Below are 15,475 nucleotides of genomic sequence, written 5' to 3'. Positions count from 1 at the left end.
TCCATACCGCGATCCGGCGCAGACTGTCGCTCCTTCTCCGCACGGATCGACGTATGCGCCTGGGCCTGGCCGCCAACCGACTGCACCACCAGTACAGGGACGCCGCCCTGTTGCGTTGGCGGCGGCCTGAGCGATGCGTGCGAGCGGTTTCTCTCAGCGGCTTGCAAGCTGTGGGAGCGGCTCCCGCGAGTGCCATCCCCGAATCAAAATGCTTCAGCTGAACGCCGCCGCGACCCAGCCCGGCCGCGCAGCTCCAGGAACGGACCCTCGGTCCCGGGTTGGGTGTGCCGTTCGCACTGGCGCTATCCAAGGGCGGGTTTTCATCGCGCGGGCGTGAGCGCTCCTTCATTCCCTTTTCGCTTCGCTCTCGCGCACATGCGACAGCGAGCAGGCCTGCGCAGGGTGGACGACACGCCTGGAGGCCCCATGAGACCAGCGCACGCACGATCGCCGCGCGTCGTGCGCCCCCCATACATCGCGTGGCCGCGCTCACAGTCACCGCCATGTCACGGCTGTCGCCAACACTGCCGCCTGTCCAGATCCTGGGGGATCCGATGTCCCGTTTCATCTTGCGCCTGCTGTTGGCCGGTGCGGCAGCACTGTGCGCCATCCCGTCGGCCGCCGCGCAGCAGGCCGAACGCCTGCGCGTGCATGGCTCCAATAGCATTGGCGCGCAGCTGATGCCGGCCCTGGTCGAATCCTGGCTGCACAGCATCGGCTATCGGCAGATCCAGCGCCGCCGTGTCGATGCGGCGACGCTGGAGATCTCCGCGCTGCGCGACGATGCGCCGCTGGTGGTCGAGATCGGCAGCGCCGGTTCGGCCGCCGGCTTCGCCGATCTGGTCCGCGGCGACGCCGAGCTGGCGATGCTGGCGCGCGCACCCGATGCGCGCGAACGCGATGCCGCCTGGCAGCTTGGCGATCTGTCCTCGCCGGACCAGAACTTCGTCGTCGCCCTGGACGGCGCCCGCGTGCTGGTCGCCGCCGACAATCCGCTGGCCTCGCTCAGCGTCGCGCAGCTGCGCGACATCCTGAGCGGGCGGCTGACGCGCTGGTCGCAACTCGGCGGCGCCGACCTGCCGATCGAAGTGCAGCGCAACGCCGAGCGCAGCGGATTGGGCGATTTTCTGCGCGAGCGCCTGCCGCTGCCGGCCACGGCACAGGCCGCCTCGCAGCGCCTCCATTCCAACCTGGTCGGGACGGCGCAGGCCGTGGCCGGGCACCCGGCTGCACTGGCGGTCGTCGCGCTGACCACGCCGCTCCCGGCCGGCACCCGTGCGCTCGCCATCGCCGACGGCGGCATCGCGGTCCTGCCCACGCCGGCCAGCATCCGTGGCGAGGACTATCCGTTGGTGCAGCGCTATAGCCTGTACGGCGGGCAGATGATGTCGGCGCTCGGCCGCAGCCTGGCCCTGTATTCGGTCGCTGCGCAGGCGCAGCAGGTCGTCGGCCGGATCGGGCCGATCCCGATGCGCATCGCCCCCGACCCGATGCCGCAGGCCCACGCGAGCGGCGACACGCGCCAGGCCGACGATGCCTACCTGCAGGCCGGCGCCGGCGCGCAGCGCCTGACCACCACCTTGCGTTTCAGCCTGCAGTCGCTGAACTCGATGTTCGAGGCGCGCAGCGCGCAGGACCTGGACCGACTGATCGCCTTCATGCATCAGCCGGCAATGCGCGGCCGGGCCTTGGCGGTCATCGGCTTCGCCACACCGGATACGGCCAACCGCCTGTATCCGACCATCGCCAGCAACGACCGCGCCGACGTGATCGCCGCCTATCTGTCCCAACGCGGCATCGTGGTCGAGCGCGCGCGCGGACTGGGCGCGGCGCGCCCTCTGGTCGGCGGCGAAGATACGCCGGCCAAGCTGCGCAACGAGCGCGTCGAGATCTGGCTGCTGGACGCCGGGCGCTGACAGCTGCGGCAAAAGCGGAATCCGACGCGAGCATATTCACTCGCTGCAGCCGAGTTTGCGCGCACGCGTATAGCAGCCGATTGCCTTGCCATATAATTCAGTTTCCGCCTCGTACATCAGCCCAAGGCGCTGTGCAACGCGCAGCGATGACGTATTTCCTGGATCGATGAGGGCTCGAATCTTCGGCTCGCGTCGAACCTCGAGCGCATAATCCAGGACTATTGCTGCCGCCTCGCTCGCGAATCCTCGGCCCCACAACGCACGATAAGTGTTCCAGCCGAGCTCCATCGTCGTTGCTCCTTCACGAAAGAATGCTCCAACATTGCCTACAAGTCGACCCGTCTGCCGAACCTCCACAGCCCACCAGCCAGCGCCTTGCAAGAGCCAGAGTCCGGCCTGTGAACTGAATATCCGCCACGCAGCTTCCCGGTCGACCAACGCGAGATGCGCTGCGCTCTCAGGATCCGCGAGGTGGTCTGCGAATGCATCAAAATCCTTCAGCCTGTATTCCCGGAGAGTGAGGCGCTCCGATTGAAGATACGGAATGGCGATGGTGAATGCACGATTCATCTGGCCTCTGCTCCTGTTTCGTTGTTCGTCGATGAACGCCATCATGGCGTGAGCCGGCGGTCGAGTTCGGCCTGGGCAAAATCCACCGACGCCTTGCGCAGGATCGCGTTGGCTTGCCGCAGCTCGCGGTTCTCCCGCTCGCGCCGCCGGATCCGCTCAAGCTCCGCGGCCGTAGCGCCGGACCGCTTGTGCTTGCCGTGCTCAGCTTGCCGCACCCAGCGCCGCAGCGTCTCGGGCGTACCGCCGATCCTGCCGGCGACCGCACCGATGGCCGCCCACTGCGCGCCGTGCTCGCCCTGGTGCTCCAGCACCCGCCGCACGCCCCGCTCCCGTCCCTCGGGGAAAACATCGCCGACGTCCTCACGGCTCCCTCCCTCAAGTGCAGCTGCCTGCGGGAAAGCCGGGGCGGTTCAGCTCCAAGCGGCCCGGCAGATGGCGGCCGGCGCCGCGTGCCTTGATGGCCGCGCTCATCGGCGCAGGCGACGCCGCGGCCGGCGTGGCCGCGGCGACCGCGCCGGAACGGCGCTGAATCTTTCAGCGCCACGCGCAGCCGCCGCGCCAGCCCCGTAGAATCCGCCGATGTTCGTATTCGCGACCCTGCAGAACACCTGGGACTGGCTCACCGGCATCCCCCATTTCGGCGCCTATGTCACCGCCGCCTATCTGCTGTACATCCTGTGGCTGAGCGGCTGGATCGTGCTGCAGAAGCGCGAGCCGGCGGCGACGCTGAGCTGGGTGCTGTCGCTGGCCGCGCTGCCGTACCTGGGTTTCGTCATCTACTACCTGCTCGGGCCGCAGAAGGTGAAGCGGCAGCGCCTGCGCCGCGGCCGCTCGCGCTCGGGCATGGAGCACTACAGCAGCGTCTGTCCGCCCGACGCCGACTGCACCGAGCTGGCCAAGATCGCCCAGGCCACCACCGGGCTGGCGCCGAGTTCGGCGACCACCGCGCAGTGGCTGGTGGATGGCGCGGCCACCTTCGACGCGATCGTGCGCGACATCGCCGCCGCGCAGCACCATGTGCACCTGGAGTACTACATCTTCAATCCCGACCGCAGCGGCACGCGCATCCGCGACGCGCTGGTCGAGCGCGCCCGCGCCGGGGTCAAGGTGCGCCTGCTGCTGGACGCGGTGGGTTCCTCGCAGGTGCGCAGGCGCTTCCTGCAGCCGCTGCTGGACGCCGGCGGCGAGGCAGCCTGGTTCCATCCCACCCAGCTGCTGCGCCCGTTCAAGTTCAAGCGGCCGTGGGTGAACCTGCGCACCCACCGCAAGATCGTGGTGATCGACGGCCGCATCGGCTTCACCGGCGGCATCAACATCACCGACGAAGAGAACGAGGCGCTGCGCCCCGACGCCTACCGCGACCTGCACGTGCGCTGCGAGGGCCACGTGGTGCGCAGCCTGCAGCTGGTGTTCGTCGAGGACTGGCTGTACGCCACCCGCCAGGGCCGCGACACCTTCGACGTGGCGCAGATCTGGCCGCACGACATGCCCGGCCGCGACGCGGGCGCGATCCAGGCGCAGGTGCTGGCGTCCGGCCCGGATTCGTCGTGGGAGAGCATCCACCGCATGCAGGTGGCGGCGATCTACGAGGCGCAGCGGCGGGTGTGGCTGGTGACGCCGTACTTCGTCCCGGGCGAAGCCGCGCGCATGGCGCTGAGCTCGGCCGCGCTGGGCGGACTCGACGTGCGCCTGCTGGTGCCCAAGCGCAGCGATTCGCGGCTGGTGACGCTGGCCGCACGCTCGTATTTCGACGAATTGCTGCAGGCCGGGGTCAAGGTCTACGAATACGGCCCGCGCATGCTGCACAGCAAGGCGCTGATCATCGACGACGCACTGTGCATCGTCGGCAGCGCCAACTTCGACAACCGCAGTTTCCGCCTCAATTTCGAGGTGGCGGCGATGTTCCGCGACCGCCAGCTGACCCAGGAACTGGCCACGCTGGTCGGCCGCGAGATCGCCGATGCGGTGCAGGTACGCGACGACCGCAAGCGCTCGCTGTGGCGCTACCGGCTGCCCGAGGCGATGGCACGGCTGACCTCGCCGCTGCTGTAGGACGTGTCGTCAATCCCCAAGCAGATCGCGCCGCGCTTGCGCGAGCCAGGGGTAGGGAAGTAGGGAAGACCGGGGAAGCGGACGGTGCGTCAACGCCCGGGCGTTGACGCGGCCGCGGACGCACGCAGGCGTGCCCTGCGGGTCCGGCGTGGATGGCTGCGCCACGCCCGTCCTGGCGGTTCACCGTGGAACCGGTCGCCCGGGCGGCGCTACACTGCGTCCATCCTTGGGGAGGTCGTCATGTACTGGCTTTTTCTGCCGCTCGCGCTCGCTGCCTTCGTCCTGGCGTTCTCCACACCGCACATGTCGTTGCTGGTGCTGGCTTTGTTGGCGGCGCTGGGATTCCTGCTGGCCTGGGCGCGCGGCTGGTCCGTGGCCAAGATCGGCGACGCCAGCCAGCGCGATGCGGCGCCGATGATCGATCCGGCCGAGCTGCGCCGGCTGCGCGAACACGCCGAGGCGCGGCGTGCCGCGGCGGCCGCAGCCAGCGACGACGCGATCTCGTCGTGAACGCGTGCGGCCGATGACCCGGCTCAGCGTCAACGTCAACAAGATCGCGGTGCTGCGCAATTCGCGTGGCGATGCACTGCCGAGCGTGCTCGATGCGGCGCGCGCCTGCCTGGATGCCGGTGCGCACGGCATCACCGTGCATCCGCGCCCGGACCGGCGCCACATCCATGCCGAGGACGTGCTGGTACTGGCCGCGCTGACCCGCGCGCGCGGTGTCGAATTCAACATCGAGGGCAATCCGTTCGCGCCGCCGCGGCCCGGCTATCCCGGGCTGATCCCACTGTGCGCGCAGGCGCGCCCGGCGCAGGCCACCCTGGTCCCGGACGGCGACGGCCAGCTGACCTCCGACCATGGCTTCGACTTCGGCCGCGACAGCGAGCGGCTGCGCCCGTTGATCGCCGAACTGAAGGCGCTGGGCTGCCGGGTCAGCCTGTTCGTCGATGCCGACAACCCCGAGCTGGCACGCGCCGCCGAACTCGGCGCCGACCGCGTCGAGCTGTATACCGGCCCGTACGCAGAAGCGTTCGACCGCGGCGACGCCGCAGCGCCGGCCGCCTTCGCCGCGGCCGCGCGCCGCGCGCAAGCCGCCGGACTCGGCGTCAATGCCGGCCACGACCTGGCCCAGGCCAACCTCGGCGCGTTCCTGGCCGCGGTGCCGCAGGTGCTGGAGGTGTCGATCGGGCACGCGCTGATCGGCGAAGCGCTGTATGCCGGGCTGGACGCCACGGTGAAGGCGTATCTAGGGATACTGGATGCTGCGCGCTAGCGCGCGTTCGCGTTAGGCGGCGACCGGCGCTCGTGCGCGAGCGGGACCGGCGGTTCGCCTTCGGCCAGCAGCCGCGACAGAGGACGTCGATTGCAGCGTCGCGGCTGAAGCCGCTCCCACAACGGGGGCCGGCGCCGCACTGCCGAACCTGGAGGCGGTTGCATGCGACGCCGCGCCAAAAAAAACGCCACCGTTACCGGTGGCGTTTGCAGTCGCGTCATGACTGAGGTGTTGCGGTAAAGCTTATTGCTGCACGAAGCCGATCTTTTTCATGTCCGAATTCTTGGCGGCGGCCAGCACCTTGGCCATCACTTCGTATTCGGAATCCGGATTGGCATCGATGCGCAGTTCCGGCTGGTTGGTCGGATCGCGCTGTACTTCGTTTTCCATCATCTGCGGAAGCACCGTCACCGCCACCGGGCTGTTGTTCCAGAAGATCTGGTTCGACGCATCGATGCGCAGATCGATCGGCGGCGGCGGATCGCGCAACTGCGGCGGCGGGTTGATCACCCGCTGCGGCAGATCCACGTCGATCGGGTAGGTCATGATCGGCGCGGTCACGATGAAGATGATCAACAGCACCAGCATCACATCGACCAGCGGCGTGACGTTGATGTCGGCCATGGGACCACGGCCGCCTCCTGAGCTGAATGCCATGGCTCAGTTCCCCTTCTCTTTGGTCGCAACGAAACCGACGTCCAACATGCCCTGACCCTGCGCGATCTTGGTGATCTCGTTGATCGTACGCATCTTGGTGGTGCGGTCGCCACGCAGGTTGAGCGGCGGCTGCGGGGTCTGCTGGGCAGCGGTGGAGAAGCGCGATTCCAGGGCTTCCTTGGAGATCGGCTCGTCGTTCCAGTACAGCGACCCGTCTTCCTTGACCGCCAGCGTGATCGGATTGGCGCGTTTTTCGTCCTTATCCGGATCCTGCTTCAGGTTGGCTTGGGGCAGCTCCACCTTGACCTTGTGGGACATCAGCGGTGCCGTGATGATGAAGATGATCAGCAGCACCAACATCACGTCCACGAGGGGCGTGACGTTGATGTCGGCCATGGGGCCGCCGCTGTTACCACTACTGAAAGCCATAACGGGCTCCGTTAATCGTTGCGTGGACGACTCGACCGCGGATCAGCGAACGCGCGAACCAGTGGCGAAGAAGTCATGCAGGTCGTGGGCGAACGTATCCAACTTGGCGATCGTCGAGCTGTTGACCTTGCTGAAGAAGTTGAACGCGAACACGGCCGGGATCGCGACGAACAGACCGATCGCGGTCATGATCAGCGCTTCACCGACCGGGCCGGCGACGGCGTCGATCGAGGCGGAGCCGGTGGCACCGATCTTGATCAGCGCGCCGTAGATGCCCCACACCGTACCCAGCAGACCGACGAACGGCGCGGTCGCACCGACGGTGGCCAGCAGGGTCATGCCGGACTGCAGCTTGGTGCTTTCGCGGGTCACGGCCTGGCGCAGCGCGCGGTCGACGAACTCCGAACGGCTCAGGGTCTCGCCCAGGCCGGTACCGGCGCCGGCTTCGGCACGCTGGTGGTGCGCAGCGGCCTGTGCGGCGTCGAGCGCGATCTTCGAGAACGGCTCGCTGGCCGGCTGCTCTTCCATCGCACGGATGGCGTCCTGCGCGTTCGGCGTATCCCAGAACAGGCTGGTGACGCGGTCGGCCTGACTCTTCAGACGGGTGGCGCGGAAGATGTTGATGACGGTCCAGTACCAGGACGACGCCGACATGATGATAAGGGTGATGAGCACCACCCAGGAGACGGCGAAGTCACCCGGCTTGGAGGTCATCTCGGTGATCAGGTGCTCGAAGCCCATCTGCGACAGGGCGTTCGATGCGTTGTTGCCCCCCGCAGCAGCGGCGATGAAAATTTCCTGCAGCATGACGCTTACCTTTGTTGTGTGTGGTGATGAGGGTGGTGCAAAGAGTAGACAGGGCCCGCAGACCGGCGGGTGCGCCGGCCTGCTGCCTTTGTATCAGTTCAGCGCGAAGTTGACCGGTACGCGGACGCGGCCGGCGGTCTTCTGTCCATTGACGACAGCGGAATTGAACCGCCACTTGCGCGCTGCTTCCATGGCGGCGCGGTCCAGATCGCGATTGCGGCTGGATTTCTCGACGGCGACGTTGGTGACGTTACCGCTTGCATCGACGTCGATGATCAGGATCACCTCGCCTTCCACGCCAGCCCGGAACGCGGACGGCGGGTACTTCGGCGGGTTCATGGCTCTCGACGAAATATCGACGCTGGCGCCGATGTCGGTCGCCGCGGCAGGCGGCGCAGGCGGCGACGGCGGCGTGGCGATGTCGCTCGGGCGCGGCTCCGGCACGTCGATCACCGGAGCTTCCGGCGGCGGCGGCAACGGGGTCGGCTTCGGCGGCGCCAGGTTCTTGACCGGCGGCGGCGGCGTCTCCGGCGGCTTCGGCGGCGGTGGCGGCGGCGGTGGCGGCGGTGGCGGGGCGTCGACCAGGGTGACGACGATGTTGCGTTCCTTCTCCGCTGCCGCCTTCGGCGCAACGGCTGGAATCAGCAGCAACATCAGCGCTGCCAGATGCAGCGCGATTACGAAGGCAATACCGATGATGCGCGGCCAGCTGAGGCTGGAAGCTTCATCTTTTTCGTAATGCCGATTGATGACCAGTTGTTCCGTCATGCGCCAATGACTCGATTTAGGGGGGCGGGGATTCGCGGAGAATCTGAATCCCAGTTCACGCGGCTTGATACCGCAGTAACCTCCAAGCTTATACCAATCCCTGCGACCTGCACTACTTTAAGCACTGGTTTTCGGGGGCTTTTTTTGCGTCTTACTTCAGATTGATGATCTTCTTGGCGTCTTCCGGCTTCTTGACGCCCTTGGCGAGCGCCTGCTGCGCAGCCTGCTTGGCTTCCGGGATGCGGCCTTCCTGGTGCAGCACCTTGGCCAGGTTCAGATAGGTCTCGCCGTCCTTGGACAACGGCGCAGCCTTCTGCCAGTTCTCGATCGCCTGCGGCACCTGGTCGGTGTAGTAGTAGGACTGGGCCAGCGCCAGATAGGTCTGGTAGTCGGGCTTGAGGATGCCCTTCTGCATGCCTTCGGTGATGACCGCGATGACGTCCTTCTCCTTCTTGTCGGTGTTGGCGTAGATCGAGTACAGCTGCTTGTACTCCTTCTCATCGGTCAACTGCCCGGCCGCACGCAGCTTCTCCATCACCGCGGCGGCCTTGTCCATCTGCTCGGCCTGCATGTACATGCTGGCCAGGTTGAGTTGGGCCTTCTTGTCGTTCGGCGTCTTGGCCGCCAGCGCTTCGGCCGCCTTGACCGCTTCGCCGGTCTGGCCGGCCTCGGCGTAGGACGCCATCAGCAACTGGTTCCAGTTGTCCTTGGGCTGCGGCGAGGCGGCGATGGCCTGCTGCAGCACCGGGATCGCCTCCTGGTAGCGCTCGGCCTGGTACAGCGCCTGGCCCTTGAGAATCAGATCTTCCGGACGGGTCGACTTGGATTCGGCCAGGTACTTGTCCAGCGAGGCCAGGCCTTCTGCGCTCTGGTCGTCCTGCAACTGCAGCTGCGCCAGCATCAGCATCGACTGGAAGTGGCCGTTGTTGTCCAGGCCATTGAACTGGATCGCCTGCTGCAGGTACTGCTTGGCCGCCTTGCTGTCGTCGAGGTTGTAGGCGGCCTGCGCGGCCAACTGCGCGGCGATCGACTTGTCGTAGTCGTTGGCCGCGCTATTGGCCAGGATCTCGTCGGCCTGGCTGCGCACGCCAGCGTAGTCCTCGCCCTTGTTGTAGGTGTCGATCAGCTTCTGCAGCTTGCTGCCGAGCTTGGCCGACGGCTTGCCGGTCGGCTCCTGGCGGGTGGCGTTGGGAAACATCACCGCGGCCTTTTCGTTTTTGGACTTGCGCGAGGAACGCTGCTCGGAACGGTCGGCCTGCGCGGCGGCGTCGGTCACCACCGCGCCGCCGAGGGCAGCAGCGATCACCAGGGACAACAGCGCTTGCTTGCGAATATTGAATTTCATGGGTCACCTCGGTGGAACCGCCCGGAGCGGCACGGAAGACGAAACGGCCATCCAGGGCCAAGCCAGCAAAACTAACAGAAACCTGTAGGCCATGAAAACGTTTTTAGGACGCATTGCCACGCATCCGGCACGCGCACGGCACGCGCATGCGCGGCGGCGCCGATGCGCTCAGCCGCACCTCGGCGTCCGCCCGGCGCTGCGCGCCTGCGCATACACCGGTTCGAGCGCGGCGACATCGCGCTGCAGTTCGCCGATGCGGGCGCTGGGATCGGGGTGGGTGGACAGCCATTGTGGCGGGCGCTGGCCGCCGGCAGCCATCATGTTCTTCCACAGGTCCACCGCCTGCGCCGGGTCGAAGCCGGCCTGCGCCATCAGCCGCTGGCCAACCACGTCCGCCTCGCTCTCCTGGGTCCGCGAGCCCGGCAGCAGGAACGCGGCCTGCGCGGTCATGCCGCCGACCTGGTCGACCGTATCGGCGGCGGCACCGCCGTAACGCGCGCCTGCCAGGGCGCCGAGCACGCTGAGCCCGGCCTGGGTGCCGAGCTGGCGGGTGATGCGTTCTTCGTGGTGGCGCGCGATCACGTGGCCGATTTCGTGGCCGAGCACTGCCGCCAGCTGATCCTGGTTCTTGGCCACGCTGAAGATGCCGCTGTTGACGCCGACCTTGCCGCCGGGCAGCGCGAACGCGTTGGCTTCCTTGTCGTCGAACAGGGCGGTTTCCCAGGCGGTGCCGCGCCATTGCGCCGGCAACTGCGCGACCAGGGCATCGACCACGCAGCGCACGTAGGCATTGCGCTTCGGGTCCTTGTCGATCGGCTCCTTGGCCTTGGTTTCGACAAAGGCCTTCAGCCCGAGCTGATCGAGCTCCTGCTGCGACACGCCGCCCACGACCTGGGTCCGGCCGGTCGGCGATGTGGTCGTCGCGCACGCTGCCAGCAGCACCGCGAGCGATGCCCCCAGTACACCATTCTTCATGCAATCCCCCTATGACACGCATCGCAGTGTGGTGGGATGCGTCTTAACTTTTCGTCAAACAAATCTTCACGTTGTGCCAAACCAGTACAGCGCGGCGACGGCGACGGCGTTGTTCAGCCCGTGCGCGGCAATCGGCGCCCACAGCGTGCCGGTGCGCTTGTACAGCCATGCGAACGCCGCGCCCATGCTGCCGTAGACCAGCCACAGCTGCAGGGTCTCGGCCACGCCATTGCCGGTGGTGCCGGGCAATTCGTGCACCAGCGCGAACGCCGCGCCGCTGAGCGCCATGCCCAGTCGCGGTCGCCCGGCCTCCCACAGGCGCCCGAACAACACCCGGCGGAACAGCAGTTCCTCGTAGGCCGGCGCGATCAGCACCGCGAACACGAGCAGGAACAACGGCATCTGCGTCATTGCCTCGCGCATCAGCGGCAGGTTGGTCGGCACCGGCTTGATCCCCAGCTGCGCGCCGAGGTTGGAGAGCACGGTACTGCCCACGAACACCGCCACCGCGACCAGCAGCACCCAGCCCCAGGTTGCCGGCACGCGCGCGGCCTGCCAGGAGCGGCGGCGTTCGGCGGCACCGGCCGGACGGCGCAGGAAATACAGCAGCAGTGCCGCGGACAAGGTGCTGACCAAGGCGATCAGCAGCTGCGCCAACGCCCCGGGTTGGCCGAGATGGGAGGCGACGGTCGCGGCGAGCCGATCGCCGGGAAGACCCTGTGCACGCAGTTCCATGGTGACCTGGACGCCACGCACCACGCCCCAGACCAAGCCGGACAACACGCTGACGGCCAACAGCACGACGGCGGCGAGCAGCACGTCGAGAACGAAGCCGAGCAGCGGCTTGCCCCAGCCGGACGGCGGCGCGGCACTGGTCAGCGGGGGCGGGGCGGGCGGGTACGACGGCAGCGAGGTCATCGCGATCCTGGGCGAGAGCAGGCTAGGGGAGCGGGACGATGCCGGCCCCCAACGCGGGCCGGGGGCGGCGATGCCGCGTCAGATGTCGAGGTTGGCGACCTTCAGCGCGTTTTCCTCGATGAAATCGCGGCGCGGTTCGACCACGTCGCCCATCAAGGTGCTGAAGATCTGGTCGGCAGCCACCGCGTCCTCGATGCGCACCTGCAGCAGGCGGCGCGTATCCGGGTTCACCGTGGTTTCCCACAGCTGCTCGGCGTTCATTTCGCCCAGGCCCTTGAAGCGCTGGATCTGCCGGCCCTTCTTGGCCTCGTCGAACAGCCACGCATGCGCCTGCGCGAAGCTGGCGACCGCCTGGGTCTTGTTGCCGCGCACGATCTGCGCGCCATCGCGGACCAGCCCGTTCAGGGCCAGCCCGACCTCGCGCAGCGGGCGCAGTTCGCCGCTCTCGAACACCGCCATCGGCAGCACCTGGGTCAGCTCTTCGCCCATGTGGCGGCGCACCGCGATCAGCGTCGCCGGACGCTGTTCGCTGCCCGGCTCGAAACGCAGCAGATAGCGGGCGGTGCCCAGGCTGCCGCGGTTGAGCACGGCCTGCAGCGCGTCCAGGCTCGGGTGCTGGTCGCCCTCGGCCTCCAGCTGCGCCACGTCCAGCGGCGGCAGGTCGATCAGCGCGGTCAGCAGCGCCGGATCGTAGCGGTGCGCATTGCGCGCCACGGCATCGTTGGCGCTGGCAAACAGCAACAGCAGCTTCTCCAGCGCGCTGCCGGTGATCGGCGGCTCGTCGCTGGCCGGGATCAGCGCGGCACCTTCGACCGCGCTGTTGGCCAGATAGGCGTTGAGCGCATTGTCGTCCTTCAGGTACAGCTCCTGCTTGCCCTGCTTGAGCCGGTACAGCGGCGGCAGGCCGATGTAGATGTAGCCGCGCTCGATCAGCTCCGGCATCTGCCGGTAGAAGAACGTCAGCAGCAGGGTGCGGATGTGCGCGCCGTCCACGTCGGCGTCGGTCATGATGATGATGCGGTGGTAGCGCAGCTTGTCCGGGTTGTATTCGTCGCGGCCGATGCCGGTGCCCAGCGCGGTGATCAGCGTGCCGACCTGATCGGAAGCCAGCATGCGGTCGAAGCGCGCGCGTTCCACGTTGAGGATCTTGCCGCGCAGCGGCAGCACCGCCTGGTTCTTGCGGTTGCGGCCCTGCTTGGCCGAGCCGCCGGCCGAGTCGCCCTCGACGATGAACAGTTCCGACAGCGCCGGATCCTTTTCCTGGCAGTCGGCGAGCTTGCCGGGCAGGCCGGCGATGTCCAGCGCGCCCTTGCGGCGGGTCAGGTCGCGCGCCTTGCGCGCGGCCTCGCGGGCGCGCGCGGCATCGACGATCTTGCCGGCGATGGCCTTGGCCTCGTTGGGGTTTTCCTGCAGGAATTCCTGCAAACGGGCGCCGAACGTGTTCTCAACGGCAGGCTTGACCTCGGAACTGACCAGTTTCTCCTTGGTCTGCGAGGAGAAGCTCGGGTCCGGCACCTTGACCGACAGCACCGCGATCATGCCTTCGCGCATGTCGTCGCCGGACAGGGTGATCTTGGCCTGCTTGGCGATGCCGTTCTGTTCGATGTAGTTGGATAGGGTGCGGGTCAGCGCGGCGCGGAAGCCAGCCAGGTGGGTGCCGCCGTCCTTCTGCGGGATATTGTTGGTGAAGCAGAACATCGTTTCCTGGTAGGCGTCGGTCCATTGCAGGGCCACGTCCACGACGATGCCGTTCTGCTCGCCGGTCACCGAGATCACGTTCGGGTGCAGCGGGGTCTTCAGCTGCGCCAGATGCTCGACGAAGCTGCGGATGCCGCCTTCGTACTCGAACACGTCCTGGCGGCCTTCGCCGCGCTCGTCCTGCAGGGTGATCTTGACCCCGGAGTTGAGGAAGGACAGCTCGCGCAGGCGCCGCGCCAGGATGTCGTAGTGAAATTCGACGTCGCTAAAGATCTCCACCGCCGGCTTGAAGCGCAGCGTGGTGCCGCGCTTGTCGGAAGGCTCGAGCTGCTTGAGCGGGTATTGCGGCTCGCCCAGCTTGTATTCCTGCTGGTAGTGGTGGCCATCGCGCCACACATCCAGCCACAGGTGCTCGGACAGGGCGTTGACCACCGACACGCCGACGCCGTGCAGGCCGCCGGACACCTTGTAGCTGTTGTCGTCGAACTTGCCGCCGGCATGCAGCACGGTGAGGATCACCTCGGCCGCGGAGACGCCTTCTTCCTTGTGGATATCCACCGGAATGCCGCGGCCGTTGTCGGACACCTGCACCGAGCCATCCATCATGATCTTGACCAGCACGTTGTCGGCATGCCCGGCCAGCGCTTCGTCGATCGAGTTGTCGACGACCTCGAACACCATGTGGTGCAGGCCGGTACCGTCGTGCACGTCGCCGATGTACATGCCGGGACGCTTGCGGACCGCTTCCAAGCCACGCAGCACGGTGATCTTGCTGGAGTCGTAGGTGGTGTTGACGGGCGAGGTTGGCGGATTGTGTTCTTCGGTCATGCGCTTGCCGTAGGCTCCACGAGTCGGACGACGGCGGGCAGGAGCCCGGTCGCGCCGATGGATAGGGGATTGCGGCGAATTATAGCAGCCCCGGCCCTCCCGCCCCGCGGCGGCTAGGAACGGGCCAGGGCCTGCCCATGTTCCACGTGGAACCGCGCAATCGGCAACGCCATGTCGGCCAGCGCCTGCGGGGTCTCGGTCGCAGTGACGAACACCTGCGCCGGCCCGGACTGCAGCCGCTGCAGCACGCGCCGCTGGTGATGCTGGTCCAGTTCCGAGGCCAGGTCGTCCAGGGCGATCACCGGCCACTCGCCGCGCTGCTCGGCGTAGTCCTCGGCCTGGGCCAGCAGGCAGGCCAGCGCGGTCAGCTTGGCCTGGCCGCGCGACAGCGCGTCGCGGCCGGGGATGGTCGCGAACTCCAGGCTCCAGTCGGCGCGGTGCGGTCCGACCGAGGTATAGCCGTACTGGCGGTCGCGCTCGCGGTTGAGCAACAGCGCATCGGCCAGCGGCACTTCGTGGCGGCGCCAGCCCGGCGCGAACTGCAGGTGCTGGATCTCCAGCGACGGCGCCAGTTCCGGTCCCAGCGCCAGCAGGCGCTGCAACAGCCGTTCCAGATACTGCTCGCGGCGCGAGGTCAGCGGTTCGCCGGCCTCGGCCAGCTCATGGTCCCAGGCATCCAGTGCCGCACCGCCGCCGCCGCTTTTGAGCAGGGCGTTGCGCTGCCGCAGCGCCCGCGCATAGCGGCGCCACAGGGACAGGAAGTCAGGTTCCACGTGGAACAAGCCCCAATCGATGAAGCGGCGGCGCGGTTCGCCGCCACCGCTGACCAGCACATGGCTGCCCGGCTCGAAGGTGACCACCGCCAACGCGGCGCAGAGCGTGCCCAGGTAGGCCACGTCCTCGCCATCGAGCCGGCCACGCCAGTCCTGGCCGCTATGGCGCAGTCCGGCACGGCGTCGGCGTGGCTGCTGCGGCTCCGCGCCGCGTTCCTGCCACTCGACGAACACATCGAGTGCGTCCTGGCCCTGCCGGACCAGGCCATCGCGGACCCGTCCGCGGAAGCTGCGGCCGTAGGCCATCAGGTGCATGGCCTCGAGGATCGTGGTCTTGCCGGCCCCGTTGTCGCCGGTGATCAGGTTCAGGCCGGGCGCAGGCGCCAGCTCCAGCGCGGCGAAGCGGCGCAGGTGATGAAAGTCGAGGCGAGAGACATGCATGCAGGACTCGGGGGCGGAGGCG

The 15,475-nt window shown here is 67.6% G+C and carries 14 protein-coding genes and 1 pseudogene; 4 read left to right on the top strand and 11 right to left on the bottom strand.

Annotated elements, in window-relative coordinates:
• Window positions 1-554: 554 nt before the first annotated feature.
• Window positions 555-1,916 carry a substrate-binding domain-containing protein gene (locus tag FZ025_RS08830; RefSeq protein WP_046977355.1) on the top strand — a complete coding sequence of 454 codons (1,362 nt, stop codon included), beginning with the start codon at window positions 555-557 and terminating at the stop codon, window positions 1,914-1,916.
• 36 nt (window positions 1,917-1,952) lie between these two features.
• On the opposite strand, the gene FZ025_RS08825 is transcribed toward FZ025_RS08830, so the two are convergent.
• Window positions 1,953-2,486 (bottom strand): GNAT family N-acetyltransferase, encoded by a 534-nt coding sequence (locus FZ025_RS08825; RefSeq protein WP_046977362.1) that lies wholly within the window; start codon window positions 2,484-2,486, stop codon window positions 1,953-1,955.
• Between the two features lie 18 nt (window positions 2,487-2,504).
• A pseudogene (locus tag FZ025_RS08820) lies at window positions 2,505-2,806 on the bottom strand (transposase); the annotation flags it as partial.
• Window positions 2,807-3,065: 259 nt separating this feature from the next.
• Between FZ025_RS08820 and cls the strand changes: the two are divergent.
• The 3 genes from cls to FZ025_RS08805 all read left to right on the top strand — a co-directional run bounded on the left by cls (window position 3,066) and on the right by FZ025_RS08805 (window position 5,814).
• A complete protein-coding gene (gene cls / locus FZ025_RS08815) occupies window positions 3,066-4,538 on the top strand; it encodes a cardiolipin synthase (RefSeq protein ID WP_046977353.1) in 1,473 nt (490 codons plus the stop codon).
• Window positions 4,539-4,778: 240 nt separating this feature from the next.
• Window positions 4,779-5,048 carry a hypothetical protein gene (locus tag FZ025_RS08810; protein WP_046977352.1) on the top strand — a complete coding sequence of 90 codons (270 nt, stop codon included), beginning with the start codon at window positions 4,779-4,781 and terminating at the stop codon, window positions 5,046-5,048.
• A 13-nt stretch (window positions 5,049-5,061) separates the two neighbouring features.
• Window positions 5,062-5,814 carry a pyridoxine 5'-phosphate synthase gene (locus FZ025_RS08805; protein WP_046977351.1) on the top strand — a complete coding sequence of 251 codons (753 nt, stop codon included), beginning with the start codon at window positions 5,062-5,064 and terminating at the stop codon, window positions 5,812-5,814.
• A 243-nt stretch (window positions 5,815-6,057) separates the two neighbouring features.
• Here the strand turns inward: FZ025_RS08805 and FZ025_RS08800 are convergent, their stop codons facing one another.
• From FZ025_RS08800 to recF, 9 genes are all read right to left on the bottom strand, one after another.
• Entirely contained in the window at window positions 6,058-6,471 is a 414-nt protein-coding gene (locus tag FZ025_RS08800; protein WP_046977350.1) for an ExbD/TolR family protein, read from the bottom strand.
• A 3-nt stretch (window positions 6,472-6,474) separates the two neighbouring features.
• Window positions 6,475-6,900 carry an ExbD/TolR family protein gene (locus FZ025_RS08795; protein WP_046977349.1) on the bottom strand — a complete coding sequence of 142 codons (426 nt, stop codon included), beginning with the start codon at window positions 6,898-6,900 and terminating at the stop codon, window positions 6,475-6,477.
• A 42-nt stretch (window positions 6,901-6,942) separates the two neighbouring features.
• Window positions 6,943-7,707: a TonB-system energizer ExbB gene (gene exbB, locus FZ025_RS08790; protein ID WP_104558375.1), complete on the bottom strand. Its 765-nt coding sequence runs from the start codon at window positions 7,705-7,707 to the stop codon at window positions 6,943-6,945.
• Window positions 7,708-7,800: 93 nt separating this feature from the next.
• On the bottom strand, window positions 7,801-8,475 hold the full coding sequence (locus FZ025_RS08785; protein ID WP_104558376.1) for an energy transducer TonB: 675 nt from the start codon (window positions 8,473-8,475) through the stop codon (window positions 7,801-7,803).
• 151 nt (window positions 8,476-8,626) lie between these two features.
• Window positions 8,627-9,820 (bottom strand): tetratricopeptide repeat protein, encoded by a 1,194-nt coding sequence (locus FZ025_RS08780; RefSeq protein ID WP_046982066.1) that lies wholly within the window; start codon window positions 9,818-9,820, stop codon window positions 8,627-8,629.
• 168 nt (window positions 9,821-9,988) lie between these two features.
• Window positions 9,989-10,795 (bottom strand): M48 family metallopeptidase, encoded by an 807-nt coding sequence (locus FZ025_RS08775; protein ID WP_104558377.1) that lies wholly within the window; start codon window positions 10,793-10,795, stop codon window positions 9,989-9,991.
• Between the two features lie 66 nt (window positions 10,796-10,861).
• Window positions 10,862-11,713: a CPBP family intramembrane glutamic endopeptidase gene (locus FZ025_RS08770; RefSeq protein ID WP_104558378.1), complete on the bottom strand. Its 852-nt coding sequence runs from the start codon at window positions 11,711-11,713 to the stop codon at window positions 10,862-10,864.
• Window positions 11,714-11,791: 78 nt separating this feature from the next.
• Complete coding sequence (gyrB, locus tag FZ025_RS08765; RefSeq protein ID WP_104558379.1) at window positions 11,792-14,239, bottom strand: DNA topoisomerase (ATP-hydrolyzing) subunit B; 2,448 nt, start codon at window positions 14,237-14,239, stop codon at window positions 11,792-11,794.
• A 113-nt stretch (window positions 14,240-14,352) separates the two neighbouring features.
• The gene (gene recF, locus FZ025_RS08760) at window positions 14,353-15,453 is read right to left on the bottom strand and encodes a DNA replication/repair protein RecF (RefSeq protein WP_104558380.1); all 1,101 of its coding nucleotides are present in this window, start codon (window positions 15,451-15,453) and stop codon (window positions 14,353-14,355) included.
• Window positions 15,454-15,475: the final 22 nt, after the last annotated feature.

Origin of the sequence: Xanthomonas hyacinthi (genome assembly GCF_009769165.1) — a bacterium.
GTDB classification, from domain to species: domain Bacteria; phylum Pseudomonadota; class Gammaproteobacteria; order Xanthomonadales; family Xanthomonadaceae; genus Xanthomonas_A; species Xanthomonas_A hyacinthi.
Note: the sequence above shows the minus strand (reverse complement) of the source record. Positions and strands in the feature narration are given on the sequence as shown.

What these genes read in the sequence shown, in the direction of transcription:
- FZ025_RS08830 (WP_046977355.1), top strand. Translation starts at nt 555, where the DNA reads ATGTCCCGTTTCATCTTGCGCCTGCTGTTGGCCGGTGCGGCAGCACTG.
- FZ025_RS08825 (WP_046977362.1), bottom strand. Translation starts at nt 2,486, where the DNA reads ATGAATCGTGCATTCACCATCGCCATTCCGTATCTTCAATCGGAGCGC.
- cls (WP_046977353.1), top strand. Translation starts at nt 3,066, where the DNA reads ATGTTCGTATTCGCGACCCTGCAGAACACCTGGGACTGGCTCACCGGC.
- FZ025_RS08810 (WP_046977352.1), top strand. Translation starts at nt 4,779, where the DNA reads ATGTACTGGCTTTTTCTGCCGCTCGCGCTCGCTGCCTTCGTCCTGGCG.
- FZ025_RS08805 (WP_046977351.1), top strand. Translation starts at nt 5,062, where the DNA reads ATGACCCGGCTCAGCGTCAACGTCAACAAGATCGCGGTGCTGCGCAAT.
- FZ025_RS08800 (WP_046977350.1), bottom strand. Translation starts at nt 6,471, where the DNA reads ATGGCATTCAGCTCAGGAGGCGGCCGTGGTCCCATGGCCGACATCAAC.
- FZ025_RS08795 (WP_046977349.1), bottom strand. Translation starts at nt 6,900, where the DNA reads ATGGCTTTCAGTAGTGGTAACAGCGGCGGCCCCATGGCCGACATCAAC.
- exbB (WP_104558375.1), bottom strand. Translation starts at nt 7,707, where the DNA reads ATGCTGCAGGAAATTTTCATCGCCGCTGCTGCGGGGGGCAACAACGCA.
- FZ025_RS08785 (WP_104558376.1), bottom strand. Translation starts at nt 8,475, where the DNA reads ATGACGGAACAACTGGTCATCAATCGGCATTACGAAAAAGATGAAGCT.
- FZ025_RS08780 (WP_046982066.1), bottom strand. Translation starts at nt 9,820, where the DNA reads ATGAAATTCAATATTCGCAAGCAAGCGCTGTTGTCCCTGGTGATCGCT.
- FZ025_RS08775 (WP_104558377.1), bottom strand. Translation starts at nt 10,795, where the DNA reads ATGAAGAATGGTGTACTGGGGGCATCGCTCGCGGTGCTGCTGGCAGCG.
- FZ025_RS08770 (WP_104558378.1), bottom strand. Translation starts at nt 11,713, where the DNA reads ATGACCTCGCTGCCGTCGTACCCGCCCGCCCCGCCCCCGCTGACCAGT.
- gyrB (WP_104558379.1), bottom strand. Translation starts at nt 14,239, where the DNA reads ATGACCGAAGAACACAATCCGCCAACCTCGCCCGTCAACACCACCTAC.
- recF (WP_104558380.1), bottom strand. Translation starts at nt 15,453, where the DNA reads ATGCATGTCTCTCGCCTCGACTTTCATCACCTGCGCCGCTTCGCCGCG.